Raw genomic sequence first — 13,801 nt, forward strand, 5'->3', positions numbered from 1 at the left:
GGAAGGGCCGCGCTGCCGAAAATCCTCAGAGCGCCTCGGCGCCCGCGATGATCTCGATCAGTTCCGTCGTGATCTGCGCCTGGCGCTGACGGTTGTAGGAGATCGAGAGCTTGTTGATCATGTCGCCGGCGTTGCGCGTGGCGTTGTCCATCGCGCTCATCCGGGCGCCCTGCTCGGACGCCCCGTTCTCGAGGAGCGCGCGGAAGAGCTGGATCTTGATGTTGCGCGGGATGAGATCGGCGAGGATCTCCTCCGGGTTCGGCTCGTACTCGTAGAGCGCGGACGCGCCGCCGGCCTGCGTCGTGGCCTCCTCGACCTTCGGCACCTCGGCGGGAATGATCCGCTGTGCCGTCGGGACCTGCGTGATGACGTTCACGAAGGCCGAGTAGAAGATCGTGGCCACGTCGAACTCGCCGGCCTCGAACATGTCGGTGACCTTGTCGGCGACCGTCTCGGCGGCGGAGAAGCCGATCGTGCGCGCGCCGCCGTGGTCGAGGCGGGCCACGATGCGATCGCCGTAGTCACGACGCATCAGGTCGGTGCCCTTCTTGCCGACCGAGATGATCTTGACGGTCTTGCCCGTCGCCTCGAGGCGACGGATGTGCTCGCGCACCAGACGCACGATCTGCGAGTTGAAGCCGCCGCACAGGCCCCGGTCGGAGGTGAAGACGACGAGCAGATGCACGTCGTCCTTGCCGGTGCCGGCCATCAGAGGCAGGGCCTCCCCGTCCTCCATGGCGCCCGCGATGTTGGCCAGAACCGATGCCATGCGCTCGGAATAGGGGCGAGCCGCCTCGGCCGCATCCTGGGCGCGACGGAGCTTGGCCGCCGCGACCATCTGCATGGCCTTGGTGATCTTCTGCGTCGCCTTGACCGAGGCGATGCGGTTTCGCAGATCCTTGAGCGAAGCCATCTGTCGGGTCAGTCTCCTGGGCGGCCGAAGCCGTTAGTGCGAGCCGCGATCAGCTCAGGCGAAGGACTTCGAGAACTGCTCGAGGACGGCCTTCAGCTTGGCGCGCGTGTCGTCCGAAAGCTGCTTCTCGGTGGCGATCGTGTCGAGCACGCCCTTGTGCTCGGTGCGCAGCGAGGTGAGGAGACCCTCCTCGAAGCGGCCGACGTCCGAGACCTTCAGCTTGTCGAGATAGCCCTGCGTACCCGCGAAGATCACCGCGACCTGCTCTTCCGTCTTCAGCGGCGAGAACTGCGGCTGCTTCAGGAGTTCGGTCAGGCGTGCGCCGCGGTTGAGGAGGCGCTGCGTCGAGGCGTCGAGGTCGGAGCCGAACTGCGCGAAGGCCGCCATCTCGCGGTACTGCGCGAGCTCGCCCTTGATCGAGCCGGCGACCTGCTTCATCGCCTTGACCTGCGCGGCCGAGCCGACGCGCGACACCGAGAGGCCGACGTTCACCGCCGGGCGGATACCCTGGTAGAACAGGTTGGTCTCGAGGAAGATCTGGCCGTCGGTGATCGAGATCACGTTGGTCGGGATGTAGGCCGACACGTCGTTGGCCTGCGTCTCGATCACGGGAAGAGCGGTCAGCGAACCGGCGCCCATCTCGTCGTTGAGCTTGGCCGCACGCTCCAGGAGGCGCGAGTGCAGGTAGAACACGTCGCCCGGGTAGGCTTCGCGGCCCGGCGGGCGGCGCAGCAGCAGCGACATCTGGCGGTAGGACACGGCCTGCTTGGACAGGTCGTCGTAGGCGATCACGGCGTGCATGCCGTTGTCGCGGAAGTACTCGCCCATCGCGCAGCCGGCGAAGGGCGCGATGTACTGGAGCGGGGCCGGGTCGGACGCGGTCGCGGCGACCACGATCGAATAGGCCATCGCGCCGCGCTCTTCGAGCGTGCGGACGAACTGGGCGACGGTCGAGCGCTTCTGTCCTATCGCCACGTAGATGCAGTAGAGCTTGTCCTTCTCGACCCCGGCGTCGTGCGCCGGCTTCTGGTTGAGGAAGGTGTCGAGCAGGATGGCGGTCTTGCCGGTCTGGCGATCGCCGATCACCAGCTCGCGCTGGCCGCGGCCAACCGGGATCAGCGCGTCGATGGCCTTGAGGCCGGTCGACATCGGCTCGTGCACCGACTTGCGCGGGATGATGCCGGGCGCCTTGACGTCGACGCGGCGGCGCTCGGTGGACTCGATCGGGCCCTTGCCGTCGATCGGGTTGCCGAGACCGTCGACCACGCGGCCGAGCAGGCCCTTGCCGACCGGAACGTCCACGATCGCGCCGGTGCGGCGGACGGTGTCGCCTTCCTTGATGTCGCGGTCGGAGCCGAAGATCACGATACCGACATTGTCGGACTCGAGGTTCAGCGCCATGCCGCGCACGCCGCCGGGGAACTCGACCATCTCGCCGGCCTGGCACTGGTCGAGGCCGTAGACGCGCGCGATGCCGTCGCCGACGGAAAGAACCGTGCCGACTTCGGAGACTTCCGCCTCGTTGCCGAAGTTCTTGATCTGGTTCTTGAGGATTGCGGAAATTTCCGCGGCCCGGATGTCCATCAGCCGACCTCTTTCAGCGCAAGCTTAAGGGATGAGAGTTTGTTGCGAAGCGAGGTGTCGATCTGGCGCGAACCGATGCGGACCACGAGGCCGCCGAGGATCGCAGGGTCGACGCTCTCGCGCATCGTGACAGTCTTAGACGTGTAGCGGCCGAGCGCGTCGCGCAGTTCGCGCCGCTGCTCGTCGTTGAGAGGGTGGGCGCTGACCACCTCGGCATCCACCTCGCCGCGATGGGCGGCGGCCATCTGGCGGAAGCCGCGCACGATGGAGGGAAGCGCGAAGAGCCGGCGGTTGGCGGCGATGACCTTCAGGAAGTTGCCGACCAGCTGGCTGGGCTTGGTCTCGGCGACGACCGCCGTGATCGCACGCAGCTGGTCGTCGGACGTGAAGGCCGGGCTTTCGACGAGCCGGCGGAAGTCGGCGTTCTCATCCACCAGCGACTGGTACTGGAGAAGCTCGGACTCCGTCGCGTCGATCGAACCTTCGTCGCGAGCAAGCTCGAAGAGGGACTGGGCGTAGCGTTCGGCGACCCCGGAAACCGGGGAGGAGGACTGTGCCACGGACGATCGCTTCTCTTCTTATCTGGGTTCCCGCACCCGCCCGAACAGGTCGCGACGATTGGGGGGAACTGGTCAAAAAAAGGTCGCGAACCCTGAGAACCTGTCCCTGGCCTGACCGCGATGAGGGGTCGTCTAGCACAGGGTTTCCCGCTCCACAACAGAGCTTCCCCGCCCGAAACGCGGGTTCACAGCATGGTTTACAAGCGGGAGCCTCAGGCCGGCACGAGGCCGAAAACGGGAGCGAGGCACGCGCCCGCCAGGATGAGGTTGAGGAGGAGCCAGAGCCAGTTGCCGAAGGTCGATGCGTCGTCCGACAGGATGGAGACGAGGCGGCCGAAGGCGACGAAGATCCACCCGGCACCCAGCGTCATCTGCATGAAGGGCTGGTCGAAGAAGAACATGGTCGCAAGGCCCGTGCCGAGCGGGAAACCCGCCAGCGTCCCACGGATCTCGGACAGTCCGACCCGCCGCTCGCCGACCGGCTGGAGCTTGGCCATCCGCAAGAACGTGCCCGGGGCGAACAAGGCGAAGAGGCCGTAGAGGATGCTGAAGCACGCCGCCGCGAACGGCAGGGCGTCGACCGTGGTCGATGGAAGGGTGATCGGCATCGGGGCTCCCGACAGGCTTGGAAACGATGCGGCGAGGGATTAGCGGAAAAGCGATGCCGCGGCAAAGCGACGGGATCAGCCGGTGCAGTTGCCCTCGATCGCGATCTCCCGCCTCCCCTCACCGCGAATCAGCGTCATCGTTCCCGAAAGTGTGATGGTCTCCGGCGTGCGTTCCGTTTCGCGCATGGTCATGTTGACGTTGACCCGCGGTTCGCCCGCCGAACGCCAGACCGTGACGTTGGACTGGGCGGCATCCGCGCCCGAGCGCACCTTCTCGAGTTCGCGCAGCACCCCGTCCACCATGACATAGCCGCGCTCGGCCGAGTTTTCGGCCTTCGTCTCGCGCATCACCAGGAAGGCGAAGCGCCAGGTCTGCGGGTCGTCGAAGCGAAAGGCCGCCCTGGCCGCCGGCGTGAAGTAGGTGCAGCGCGACGGCGCGGGGTACCAGAAGATCGTATCCTGCGCGGCGGGGGCGCCGAACGAGGCCGCCGGGTCGGTGCCCGCAATGCCGGAATCCTGCCCCTGTGCGGGCGCGCAGAGAAGAAGAACGAGGGCCGCAGATCCCAGCCGTCCGATCCTCATGCGTCCCTCCCCTGCCGTCGACCGATGCGTCTGCCATGGCAGGATCGCACGCGTCCTGGCAAGGCCGCGTGGGTCAGAGAAAGCTTTGCGGATCGATGTCGACCTGCACGTGCACCGAGGCGCGCGGCCGGGGCGCCTTCGCGATCATCGCGCGCAGAAACGCCTGAAGCGGCGCGCGCCGTCCGCCCTGCGCCAGCAGCCGGAACCTGTGGCGTCCGCGAACGAGGCCGAGCGGCGCTTCGGCCGGCCCCAGCACTTCGATGCCCATGTCCTCCGGCGCCGCGCGGGCGAGTTCGCGCCCATGCGCCTCCGCCTCGCGGCGCGAGTCGGCCGAGACGATGACGGCGGCGAGACGGCCGAAGGGCGGCAGGCCGGCACGCTCGCGCTCCGTGGCCTCGCGGTCGTAGAAGCTGTCGGGGTCGGCCGCGACGAGCGCCTGCATCACCGGATGCTCCGGGCTCCAGGTCTGGATCATGCCCCGGCTGGCGAGGCCCGAACGCCCGGCCCGGCCCGTCACCTGGTGGAGAAGCTGGAAAGTGCGCTCGGCGGCCCGCGGATCGCCGTTGGCAAGGCCGAGATCGGCGTCCACCGCGCCCACGAGGGTCATCAGCGGAAAATGGTGCCCCTTGGCGACGAGCTGGGTGCCGATCACGATGTCCGCCTCGCCATCCGCCACGGCGTCGAGTTCGCGCCGCAGCCGACGCGCGCCGCCCGGCAGGTCGGACGACAGAAGGATCGTGCGCGCCTGCGGAAAGGTCTCGAGCATCTCCTCGGCGATCCGCTCGACGCCGGGACCGCAGGCGACGAGGTGATCGAGCGTGCCGCAGGACGGGCAGCTTTCCGGCCGATGCTGCGCGTGGCCGCAATGGTGGCACTGCAGCGTGCCGCGCAGGCGGTGGTCCACCAGCCAGGCCGAGCACTGGTTGCACTGGAAGCGATGACCGCAGGCGCGGCAGAGCGTCAAAGGGGCGTAGCCGCGCCGGTTGAGGAACAGGAGCGCCTGCTCGCCGCGCGCCACGGTCTCCTCGATCGCGGTCAGAAGCACGGGCGACAGAAAGCGTCCGCGCGCCGGCGGATGGCGGCGCAGGTCGACCAGCGAGAGGTCGGGCAGCGCGGCGTCGGCGAAGCGGGCGGCCAGGGGCACATGGGCGTAGCGCCCGGCCCGGGCGTTGACGCGGCTTTCGAGCGACGGCGTGGCGGACGCCAGGATCACCGGACAGCCGCCTTCCCGCCCCCGCACCACGGCCATGTCGCGTGCATGGTAGAAGGTCCTGTCCTCCTGCTTGTAGGCGGGGTCGTGTTCCTCGTCGACGACGACCAGCCCGAGATCGGGGAAGGGCAGGAAGAGGGCCGAGCGGGCGCCGGCCACGACCTTCACGCGGCCTTCCGCCACCTGCCGCCAGACCTTCTCGCGCATGCGGGGTGCAACGTCCGAGTGCCACTGAGCGGGCTCGGCGCCGAAGCGGGCGTGGAAGCGATCGATGAAGCTCTGCGTCAGCGCGATCTCCGGCAAGAGGATGAGGACCTGGCCGCCCTTCTCCAGCGCACGCGCCACCGCCTCGAAGTAGACCTCGGTCTTGCCCGAACCGGTGACGCCCTCGAGAAGGCTCACCGAGAAGCCGCCGGTCTCGACAGGCTCGATCAGGCGGTCGGCCGCCTCTTTCTGCCCGGGCGTCAGCTCGGCGCGGCGATGGGCGGTGTCGGGCATCGGCACGGCGGGGTGCGGCGGCAGCGACACCGGCTCCAGCGCGCCGACCTTCAGGAGACCGTCCACCACCGAGACGGCGACGCCGGATGCATTGGCCAACCCGGAGCGGGTCCATTCCGGCGAATGCGCCAGCGTTTCCATGACGCGCTCGCGCGTCGGCGTCATGCGCGGCGGCAGGACCCCCGTGGCGCGAAGGCCCTCGACGTGGGGTTCCGGGTCGAAGGCGACCGGCGCGCGCAGCACCATGCGGGCGACAAGGCCGGGCGGGGAAAGCGTGTAGTCCGCCACCCAGTCGATGAAGCGGCGCATCGTGGCGTCGAGCGGCGGGCAATCGAAGACATGGGTGATCGCGCGCAGCTTCTTCGGGTCGACAGGGTCGGTGGGCTGGTCCCACACGACGCCCGCGACCTGGCGCGGCCCCAGCGGGATCTGGACGATCGAGCCCGGGACCACCGTCATGCCGGGGGGCACGCGGTAGGAATAGGGCCGCTCGGCCGGCAGCGGCACGAGCACGGGCACGACCACGGGCCCGCCCGGCAGGGCGTCCGGCGCGAACAGCGAATCGGTGACGGCGGTCGGGGTCGGGTCCAAGCGGCGGGCTGCGAGAGATCGTGAAGGGACAGGCGCCTCAAGCGGGAGCCTTTGCCTCCATATCGTCGTTACTCCAAGAGGATGAAAGGGGCCTGCCGGAGGCGTCCGATTTCCTGCTTGCTTCCGATACGGGCTCCTATATCACCACGAACATCAGGATCGACGGCGACCCCGTTGGCTCCGCAAGGGGCCGGCCGCCTGGAAGCGAAGGACGAATTCCATGAAATTTTTCGTCGATACGGCCGACATTGCCGAGATCAGGGAACTTCAGGACGCCGGCCTGATCGACGGCGTGACCACCAATCCGTCGCTGGTCCTCAAGGCCAATCGGCCGCTCAAGGAACTCTTGAAGGAAATCTGCGACGTCACCGACGGCCCGGTGTCCGGCGAGGTCGCCTCGACCGATTTCGACGGCATGATGCGCGAGGGCAAGATCATCGCCGGGATCGCGCCGAACATCGTCGTCAAGCTGCCGCTGACGCTGGACGGCCTCAAGGCCTGCAAGCACTTCACCGAGGACGGCGTGAAGACCAACGTCACGCTCTGCTTCTCGGCCAATCAGGCGCTGCTCGCGGCCAAAGCCGGCGCGACCTACATCTCGCCGTTCGTCGGTCGCCTCGACGACATGAACATCGACGGCATGGAGCTGATCTCCGACATCCGTCGCATCTACGACAACTACGGCTTCGAGACGGAAATCCTTGCGGCCTCCATCCGCACGCCGAACCACGTCCGCGAGGCCGCGTTGCTCGGCGCCGACGTCTCCACTGTGCCGCCGGCCACGCTGAAGTCGCTGATCAAGCATCCGCTCACCGACAACGGTCTCAAGGCCTTCGTGGCCGACTGGGCCAAGACCGGTCAGACGATCGAGTAGTCTCACGACGACGCACATGAAAAAGGGCGGCTCGCGAGGGCCGCCCTTTTTCGTATCGGTCGCAAGCACGATCTCACGCGTGCTGGAAGTGGCTTTCCAGGAAGTACAGGGACTTGTCGACCCCGCGAGCGACCTCGGTGAAGAGATCCGCCGTCAGGTCGTCGCCCGCTTCGTCCGACTCGCTGACGGCTTCCTTCAGCGCGCCGCCCCACTTGGCATAGCTCTCGGCAAGGCGCTTCAGGTGCCCCATGATGTCGACGAGGTCGAGCGGATAGGGATCGAGGACGGACCCTTCGCTGGAGGCCTGCACCGTCCCGTGCGCCTGGCCACCCAGCGCCGTCAGGCGCTCCGCGATCGTATCGACGTAACCTTCCGCCTCCTCGTGCAGCTGATCGAACAGAAGATGCGTGCCGTAGAAGTTCGGGCCCTTCACGTTCCAATGGGCCTGCTTGGCCTGGTAGCTGAGGTCGATGGACGAGGCCAGGTGGACCTGGAGCAGCTCGATCATCGATCGGCGCAGGTTCTCGTTCTGGGTGTTCTTGGTCGGATGGATCGGGGTCTTGCCCTGCTTGGACATCGAGGTCTCCTGAAACCGCATACGGGATCCGGCACCGCTCGTCGGGCGCCGGATGCGTCGGCTTCAGTTACGCATGGGCGGGCGATCGGTTCCCGCCGATCCCCGAGCCCGCGCGCTTCAACCCACCTTGCCCTTCAGCTCGGCCTGCGCCTTTGCGCCCCAGACGGCCTTCACCGCCACGTCGCGGCCGCAGCCAATCCGGTAGCGCTTGTAGTGCCCGGGGTTCTTCTGCGCGTAGTCCTGATGGTAGTCTTCGGCCGGATAGAACTCGGACGCCGGCAAGACGGCGGTCGCCACCGTCCGGCCCAGCTCCTTCCCAACCGCCTGCTTGCTCGCCTCGGCCGCCTTTCGCTGCGCGTCGTTCATCGCGAAGACGGCGGTGCGATAGGAATCGCCCCGATCGCAGAACTGGCCACCGGCGTCGGTCGGATCGATCGAATGCCAATAGGCCTGGAGAAGCTTGTCGTAGGAAATCTTCGCGGGGTCGTAGGTGACCTTCACCGCCTCGTAGTGGCCGGTCGTCTCGGTGACGACGTCCTGATAGGTCGGGTTCTTCAGGTGGCCGCCGATATAGCCGGATTCGGTCTTCGTCACCCCCACGACGTGGTCGAGGTCGGTTTCCATCGACCAGAAGCAGCCGCCCGCCAGGATCGCCTCGTCCGCCTGGGCGGCCAACGGCGTGAGGACTGTGAAAAGGCCGAGCGCGAGGACGCCCGGCCGCAGGAAGGATGAACGCGTCATGATCGGTCTCCGCAGGGGATCGGCGCCCCAGATACGGCGCGCCGAACGCGGCGGATGCATGGCCCCCCGCGTTTCTAGACGCGGCGCTCCACCATCATCTTCTTGATCTCGGCGATGGCCTTCGCCGGGTTGAGGCCCTTGGGGCAGGCCTGCGTGCAGTTCATGATCGTGTGGCAGCGATAGAGGCGGAACGGGTCTTCCAGGTTGTCGAGCCTTTCGCCGGTCGCCTCGTCGCGGCTGTCGATCAGCCAGCGATAGGCCTGGAGCAGCACGGCGGGGCCGAGATAGCGGTCGCCGTTCCACCAGTAGCTCGGGCACGAGGTCTGGCAGCAGAAGCACAGGATGCACTCGTAGAGGCCGTCGAGCTTCTCGCGATCCTCGTGGCTCTGACGCCACTCCTTCTCCGGCTCGGGCGTCTCGGTCTTCAGCCAGGGCTCGATCGAGCGCAGCTGCGCGTAGGGCACCGTGAGATCGGGCACGAGGTCCTTCACCACCGGCATGTGCGGCAGCGGATAGACCTTCACCGCCCCCTTCACCTCGTCCATGCCCTTCGTGCAGGCGAGCGTGTTGGAGCCGTCGATGTTCATGGCGCAGGAGCCGCAGATGCCCTCGCGGCAGGAGCGGCGCAGCGTCAGGGTCGAATCGACCTTGTTCTTGATCCAGAGCAGGGCGTCGAGCACCATCGGTCCGCAGTCGTCGGTGTCGACGTAGAACGTGTCCACCCGCGGATTCTGGCCGTCGTCGGGCGACCAGCGGTAGATGCCGAACTCGCGCAGCGTCTTGGCGCCGGCGGGCTTCGGCCAGACCTTGCCCTTCTGCACGACGGAGTTCTTGGGGAGCGTGAGTTCGACCATGGCCGGGTCCTGGACAGGGGATGCGCGTCTTTAGAATGGGGCTAAACACGAATGCGCGGGCAGTGCAACACGGCACGGTGTCGCCCCGCGCCTTAAACCGTTTGTATGCCGGGCAGGCCCGCCGAACCCCGCCTCGCTGCCCTCAGGGCTGCACGATGACGGGAAACGGCCCGAACCGTTCCGGCTTGTTCGCTTCGTCGGCGATCTCGGCGAGGACCGCCGCATGGGTCCCGCCGGCCACCAGTCCGGCAGCCTCGGCATGGGCGGCGGCCGCCCCCAGCGTGCGCCCGAGCGTCGTCGGAACGCCGGCCGCCTCGATGCGCCGCAATTCGCGCTCCACCTCGCCGCCCCCCGTGCCGGTCGGGCGTACGTCGTGGATATGCACGGCAAGGATACGCCCGGGGTGGCGCTCCACCACGCCGGCATAGACGGTCGCGTCCTTCTGGCCGGAGTCGCCGATCAGCACGAAGCAGAGGGATGGATACTCCGCGAGAAGCTGGTCGATCGCCGCATCCTTGTGGTCGCGATGGCGCCGCAGGAGCCAGCCGAGCGCATCGCTCGACAGCGAGCGCAGGAGCATCGGGCCGGCCGGAATGTTCTTCAGCGCCATGAAGCGCTCGAAGATGTCGGACAGGTTCCAGGGGCTGGACGAGACGTAGAAGACCGGGTTGGTCTGCGGCCCCGCGGCGCCGTCGCACAGCGCCCGGTAGAACTCTGAGACTCCGGGAAAGGCGGTGCGCGCCTCGGCGGAATTGGCGGTAACGATGCGCCAGTGCCGCAACATCTTGAAGGCGCCGGTGTGGATGATCGTGTCGTCGATGTCGGAGATGACGCCGAAACGCGCATGGCTCGAGACGACGCGCGCTCGCGCTTCCGCCTCCACCGGCTGGAAGTCGTAGCCGCGCGCGGTCTCCAACTGGAAACGCAAGGGCGTCCAGGGCGCATCGTCGTCACGCAGGTGCGCAGCGTCGAGGTCGAGCGAGAAGTAGCCCTCCGCGTCGCTCACGACCTCACCCGCACCCGCCGGCCCCTCGTAGCGCACCAGCGCACCGCCGATCTCGTCGGTCTCGTAGCGCTTGAAGGTCAGCCAGAGGTTGCGCAGCGTGGAATTGGAATGCGGGGCGTCGAACACCCCTTCGTCCTCCAGCACACGGCCAAGGATCCGCAGCCGCCCGTCCGCCACGCGGCCGGGATAGACGACGAGGGTGGGCCTGTCCGTCAGCCCGACCGCCCGCTTCACGGTGAATCGCAGGACGCGACTGCGGCGAAGGAAGGAGCGGCCGAAGGCGCGCAGCGGGTCCAAGATCATGCCCCGCGATAGCAAAGGTTGGAGATCTCGGAAAGCAGGGCGACGCTCCGCCTCGGTGTCCGGTCGCCTCTCGTTTGTAGCTAGCTCACGACGCCGTCATGGAAAAAGGGCCGTGACCACCGGCCACGACCCTCCATCAATGCGCTCGTCGACGACGTCGATCCGCGTGGTCAGTACACGCGCTTCTTCGGCTGGATGTACTCGATCTCGTTCGACATCGTGTAGGTGTGCACCGGCCGGTCCTCGAGCGTCACGGTCTTGGCGACGGTGTCGCAGAAGCTCAGGGTGTGCTTCATCCAGTTGGCGTCGTCGCGATCGGGGAAATCCTCGCGAGCGTGGGCGCCGCGCGACTCCTGGCGAGCCAGCGCCGAGTCCATGGTGACGACGGCCTGGGCGATCAGGTTGTCGTATTCCAGGGTCTCGATCAGGTCGGTGTTCCAGATCAGCGAGCGGTCGGTGACGCGCACGTCGTCCGAAGCCTGCCAGACCTGATGGATCTTCTCGTGCCCTTCTTCGAGGATCTCGCCGGTGCGGAACACGGCGCAGTTGGACTGCATCGTGCGCTGCATGTTGTCGCGAAGCTCGGCGGTCGACGTCGAGCCCTGCGCGTAGCGGAAACGGTCGAGACGGGCGAGCGAGTTCTCGCCGGCGTTCGCCGGCAGCGGCGCGTGGCCCTCGCCGGCCGACACCGTCTCGGCGCAGCGCAGGCCCGCGGCGCGGCCGAACACGACGAGGTCGATCAGCGAGTTGGAGCCGAGGCGGTTGGCGCCGTGCACCGACACGCAGGCCGCCTCGCCGACAGCCATCAGGCCGGGCACGACGGAATCGGGGTTGCCGTCGCGCTTGGTCAGCACCTCGCCGTGATAGTTCGTCGGGATGCCGCCCATGTTGTAGTGGACGGTCGGCAGGACCGGGATCGGCTCCTTGGTGACGTCGACGCCCGCGAAGATGCGTGCCGATTCGGAGATGCCCGGCAGGCGCTCTGCCAGGATCTTCGGGTCGAGGTGGTCGAGGTGCAGGAAGATGTGATCCTTGCCCTTGCCGACGCCCCGGCCGTCGCGGATCTCCATGGTCATCGAGCGCGAGACGACGTCGCGGGATGCGAGGTCCTTCGCCGACGGGGCGTAGCGCTCCATGAAGCGCTCGCCTTCAGAATTGGTGAGGTAGCCGCCCTCGCCGCGCGCACCCTCGGTGATGAGGCAGCCGGCGCCGTAGATGCCGGTCGGGTGGAACTGCACGAACTCCATGTCCTGCAGCGGCAGGCCGGCGCGCAGCACCATGGCGTTGCCATCACCCGTGCAGGTGTGGGCCGAGGTCGCCGAGAAATAGGCGCGCCCGTAGCCGCCGGTCGCCAGGATCACCTTCTTCGACCGGAAGCGGTGGATCGAGCCGTCGTCCATGTTGAGGGCGACGACGCCGCGGCAGGCGCCCTCCTCGTCCATGATCAGGTCGATCGCGAAATACTCGATGTAGAATTCCGAGGAGTAGCGAAGCGACTGGCCGTAGAGCGTGTGCAGGATGGCGTGACCGGTGCGGTCGGCGGCGGCGCAGGTACGCTGCGCCGGCGGGCCGTTGCCGAAATCGGTGGTCATGCCGCCGAACGGGCGCTGGTAGATCTTGCCGTCGGTGGTGCGCGAGAAGGGCACGCCGAAATGCTCGAGCTCGTAGACGGCTTTCGGCGCCTCGCGCACGAGGTATTCGATCGCGTCCTGGTCGCCCAGCCAGTCCGACCCCTTCACGGTGTCGTACATGTGCCAGCGCCAGTTGTCCTCGCCCATGTTGCCGAGCGAGGCGGCGACGCCGCCTTGCGCCGCAACGGTGTGCGAGCGGGTCGGGAAGACCTTGGTGATGCAGGCGGTCTTGAGGCCGGCCTGCGCCGCGCCGAGCGTGGCACGAAGGCCCGCGCCGCCGGCGCCGACCACGACGACGTCGAACGTGTGATCGACGAACGTGTAGGCCTTGCCGTTCTGCGCGGGCGCGCTGCGATGGGGCTGGGCAGTCGCCATGGTCAGGCTCCGAAGCTCATCTTGACGATCGCAAACAGGCTCGCCGAAGCGACGAGGATCGCGAAGAAGGTGTTGAGGATGACGAGGGCCACCTTCGCGCCGCCATGGAGGTAGTCCTCGATGACCGTCTGCATCCCGAGCCGCATGTGGACGCAGACCGAGATCACCACAAGACCCATGACCAGCCCGACCAGCGGATTGGCGAAGGCGGCGCGCACGCCCTCATATGGCTCGTCGTGCAGCGCGATCAGGAGCACCACGAAGAAGGAGATCAGGAACAGGTTGGCGATGGCGGTGAGCCGCTGCAGCCAGAAGTGTCCGGTGCCCTCGCCCGCCGCGCCATAGCCGCGGACCCGCTTCAGGGGAGTTCTCATATCCATGACGGAACGTTCCTTCAGACGATGACGACGACGAGCCACAGGAGCACGGTGCCGACGAGCGAGGCGACCAGCGTGGCGATGGCGAGCTTGGTGGACTCTTCGCGGCCGAGGCCCGCGCCCGTGTCCCAGATCAGATGGCGGATGCCGCCGGCCATGTGGTGCAGGAGCGCCCAGCTGTAGCCGAACAGGATCAGGCGACCGAGGATCGAGCCGAGGAAGCCCGAGGCATAGGAGAAGGCCTCCGGGCCGCTGGCGGCGGCGATCAGCCACCACACCACGAGCGCCGTCCCGACATAGAGCGCGCAGCCCGTGATGCGGTGGAGGATCGACATGGCCATCGTCGGCCGGAACCGGTAGACCGTGAGATGCGGCGACAGCGGCCGGGCGGATTTGATGTCGGACAAGGATCACTCCGTAGGCGATCGCGGCGGGCATGACGCGCGGGATTGGGAGCCCGCACGCGGCTGGACTGCTTCTAAAGAACCTGTGCGGCTGCGAAATCAAGCCGCGATCG

The 13,801-nt window shown here is 67.5% G+C and carries 14 protein-coding genes; 1 reads left to right on the forward strand and 13 read right to left on the reverse strand.

Annotation, left to right across the window (positions count from 1 at the left end):
- Nucleotides 1–25 precede the first annotated feature (25 nt).
- From AUL34_RS17630 to AUL34_RS17655, 6 genes are all read right to left on the reverse strand, one after another.
- A complete protein-coding gene (locus tag AUL34_RS17630; protein WP_061936614.1) occupies nt 26–913 on the reverse strand; it encodes a F0F1 ATP synthase subunit gamma in 888 nt (295 codons plus the stop codon).
- Nucleotides 914–967: 54 nt separating this feature from the next.
- The gene (gene atpA / locus AUL34_RS17635) at nt 968–2,497 is read right to left on the reverse strand and encodes a F0F1 ATP synthase subunit alpha (protein WP_061936618.1); all 1,530 of its coding nucleotides are present in this window, start codon (nt 2,495–2,497) and stop codon (nt 968–970) included.
- Nucleotides 2,497–3,057 (reverse strand): F0F1 ATP synthase subunit delta, encoded by a 561-nt coding sequence (locus AUL34_RS17640; protein ID WP_061936621.1) that lies wholly within the window; start codon nt 3,055–3,057, stop codon nt 2,497–2,499. Before AUL34_RS17640 ends, atpA begins: the two co-directional genes overlap by 1 nt.
- A 212-nt stretch (nt 3,058–3,269) precedes the next feature.
- Complete coding sequence (locus AUL34_RS17645; protein WP_061936624.1) at nt 3,270–3,665, reverse strand: DUF4345 family protein; 396 nt, start codon at nt 3,663–3,665, stop codon at nt 3,270–3,272.
- Nucleotides 3,666–3,740: 75 nt separating this feature from the next.
- Nucleotides 3,741–4,247, reverse strand: a complete 507-nt coding sequence (locus tag AUL34_RS17650; protein WP_061936627.1) for a hypothetical protein — start codon at nt 4,245–4,247, stop codon at nt 3,741–3,743.
- A gap of 73 nt (nt 4,248–4,320) precedes the next feature.
- Nucleotides 4,321–6,513 carry a primosomal protein N' gene (locus tag AUL34_RS17655; protein ID WP_192845781.1) on the reverse strand — a complete coding sequence of 731 codons (2,193 nt, stop codon included), beginning with the start codon at nt 6,511–6,513 and terminating at the stop codon, nt 4,321–4,323.
- Nucleotides 6,514–6,766: 253 nt separating this feature from the next.
- Here AUL34_RS17655 and fsa point away from each other — a divergent pair, with 253 nt between their 5' ends.
- Complete coding sequence (gene fsa / locus AUL34_RS17660) at nt 6,767–7,420, forward strand: fructose-6-phosphate aldolase (protein WP_061936633.1); 654 nt, start codon at nt 6,767–6,769, stop codon at nt 7,418–7,420.
- A 73-nt stretch (nt 7,421–7,493) separates the two neighbouring features.
- Here the strand turns inward: fsa and dps are convergent, their stop codons facing one another.
- The 7 genes from dps to sdhC all read right to left on the reverse strand — a co-directional run bounded on the left by dps (nt 7,494) and on the right by sdhC (nt 13,691).
- Entirely contained in the window at nt 7,494–7,997 is a 504-nt protein-coding gene (gene dps, locus AUL34_RS17665) for a DNA starvation/stationary phase protection protein Dps (RefSeq protein ID WP_061936803.1), read from the reverse strand.
- A gap of 117 nt (nt 7,998–8,114) precedes the next feature.
- Entirely contained in the window at nt 8,115–8,738 is a 624-nt protein-coding gene (gene msrA, locus AUL34_RS17670; protein WP_061936806.1) for a peptide-methionine (S)-S-oxide reductase MsrA, read from the reverse strand.
- 74 nt (nt 8,739–8,812) lie between these two features.
- On the reverse strand, nt 8,813–9,592 hold the full coding sequence (locus AUL34_RS17675; RefSeq protein WP_061936636.1) for a succinate dehydrogenase iron-sulfur subunit: 780 nt from the start codon (nt 9,590–9,592) through the stop codon (nt 8,813–8,815).
- Between the two features lie 142 nt (nt 9,593–9,734).
- Nucleotides 9,735–10,901 carry an App1 family protein gene (locus AUL34_RS17680; RefSeq protein WP_061936639.1) on the reverse strand — a complete coding sequence of 389 codons (1,167 nt, stop codon included), beginning with the start codon at nt 10,899–10,901 and terminating at the stop codon, nt 9,735–9,737.
- A 170-nt stretch (nt 10,902–11,071) separates the two neighbouring features.
- Nucleotides 11,072–12,907: a succinate dehydrogenase flavoprotein subunit gene (gene sdhA / locus AUL34_RS17685; protein WP_061936642.1), complete on the reverse strand. Its 1,836-nt coding sequence runs from the start codon at nt 12,905–12,907 to the stop codon at nt 11,072–11,074.
- A 2-nt stretch (nt 12,908–12,909) separates the two neighbouring features.
- Nucleotides 12,910–13,287, reverse strand: a complete 378-nt coding sequence (gene sdhD / locus AUL34_RS17690) for a succinate dehydrogenase, hydrophobic membrane anchor protein (RefSeq protein ID WP_061936644.1) — start codon at nt 13,285–13,287, stop codon at nt 12,910–12,912.
- A gap of 14 nt (nt 13,288–13,301) precedes the next feature.
- On the reverse strand, nt 13,302–13,691 hold the full coding sequence (gene sdhC, locus AUL34_RS17695) for a succinate dehydrogenase, cytochrome b556 subunit (protein ID WP_061936647.1): 390 nt from the start codon (nt 13,689–13,691) through the stop codon (nt 13,302–13,304).
- Nucleotides 13,692–13,801 lie beyond the last annotated feature (110 nt).

Origin of the sequence: Aureimonas sp. AU22 (assembly GCF_001463745.1) — a bacterium.
In the GTDB taxonomy this organism is placed as follows: domain Bacteria; phylum Pseudomonadota; class Alphaproteobacteria; order Rhizobiales; family Rhizobiaceae; genus Aureimonas.

What these genes read in the sequence shown, in the direction of transcription:
- AUL34_RS17630 (WP_061936614.1), bottom strand. Translation starts at nt 913, where the DNA reads ATGGCTTCGCTCAAGGATCTGCGAAACCGCATCGCCTCGGTCAAGGCG.
- AUL34_RS17645 (WP_061936624.1), bottom strand. Translation starts at nt 3,665, where the DNA reads ATGCCGATCACCCTTCCATCGACCACGGTCGACGCCCTGCCGTTCGCG.
- sdhA (WP_061936642.1), bottom strand. Translation starts at nt 12,907, where the DNA reads ATGGCGACTGCCCAGCCCCATCGCAGCGCGCCCGCGCAGAACGGCAAG.
- msrA (WP_061936806.1), bottom strand. Translation starts at nt 8,738, where the DNA reads ATGACGCGTTCATCCTTCCTGCGGCCGGGCGTCCTCGCGCTCGGCCTT.
- fsa (WP_061936633.1), top strand. Translation starts at nt 6,767, where the DNA reads ATGAAATTTTTCGTCGATACGGCCGACATTGCCGAGATCAGGGAACTT.
- sdhD (WP_061936644.1), bottom strand. Translation starts at nt 13,287, where the DNA reads ATGGATATGAGAACTCCCCTGAAGCGGGTCCGCGGCTATGGCGCGGCG.
- AUL34_RS17675 (WP_061936636.1), bottom strand. Translation starts at nt 9,592, where the DNA reads ATGGTCGAACTCACGCTCCCCAAGAACTCCGTCGTGCAGAAGGGCAAG.
- AUL34_RS17680 (WP_061936639.1), bottom strand. Translation starts at nt 10,901, where the DNA reads ATGATCTTGGACCCGCTGCGCGCCTTCGGCCGCTCCTTCCTTCGCCGC.
- atpA (WP_061936618.1), bottom strand. Translation starts at nt 2,497, where the DNA reads ATGGACATCCGGGCCGCGGAAATTTCCGCAATCCTCAAGAACCAGATC.
- dps (WP_061936803.1), bottom strand. Translation starts at nt 7,997, where the DNA reads ATGTCCAAGCAGGGCAAGACCCCGATCCATCCGACCAAGAACACCCAG.
- AUL34_RS17650 (WP_061936627.1), bottom strand. Translation starts at nt 4,247, where the DNA reads ATGAGGATCGGACGGCTGGGATCTGCGGCCCTCGTTCTTCTTCTCTGC.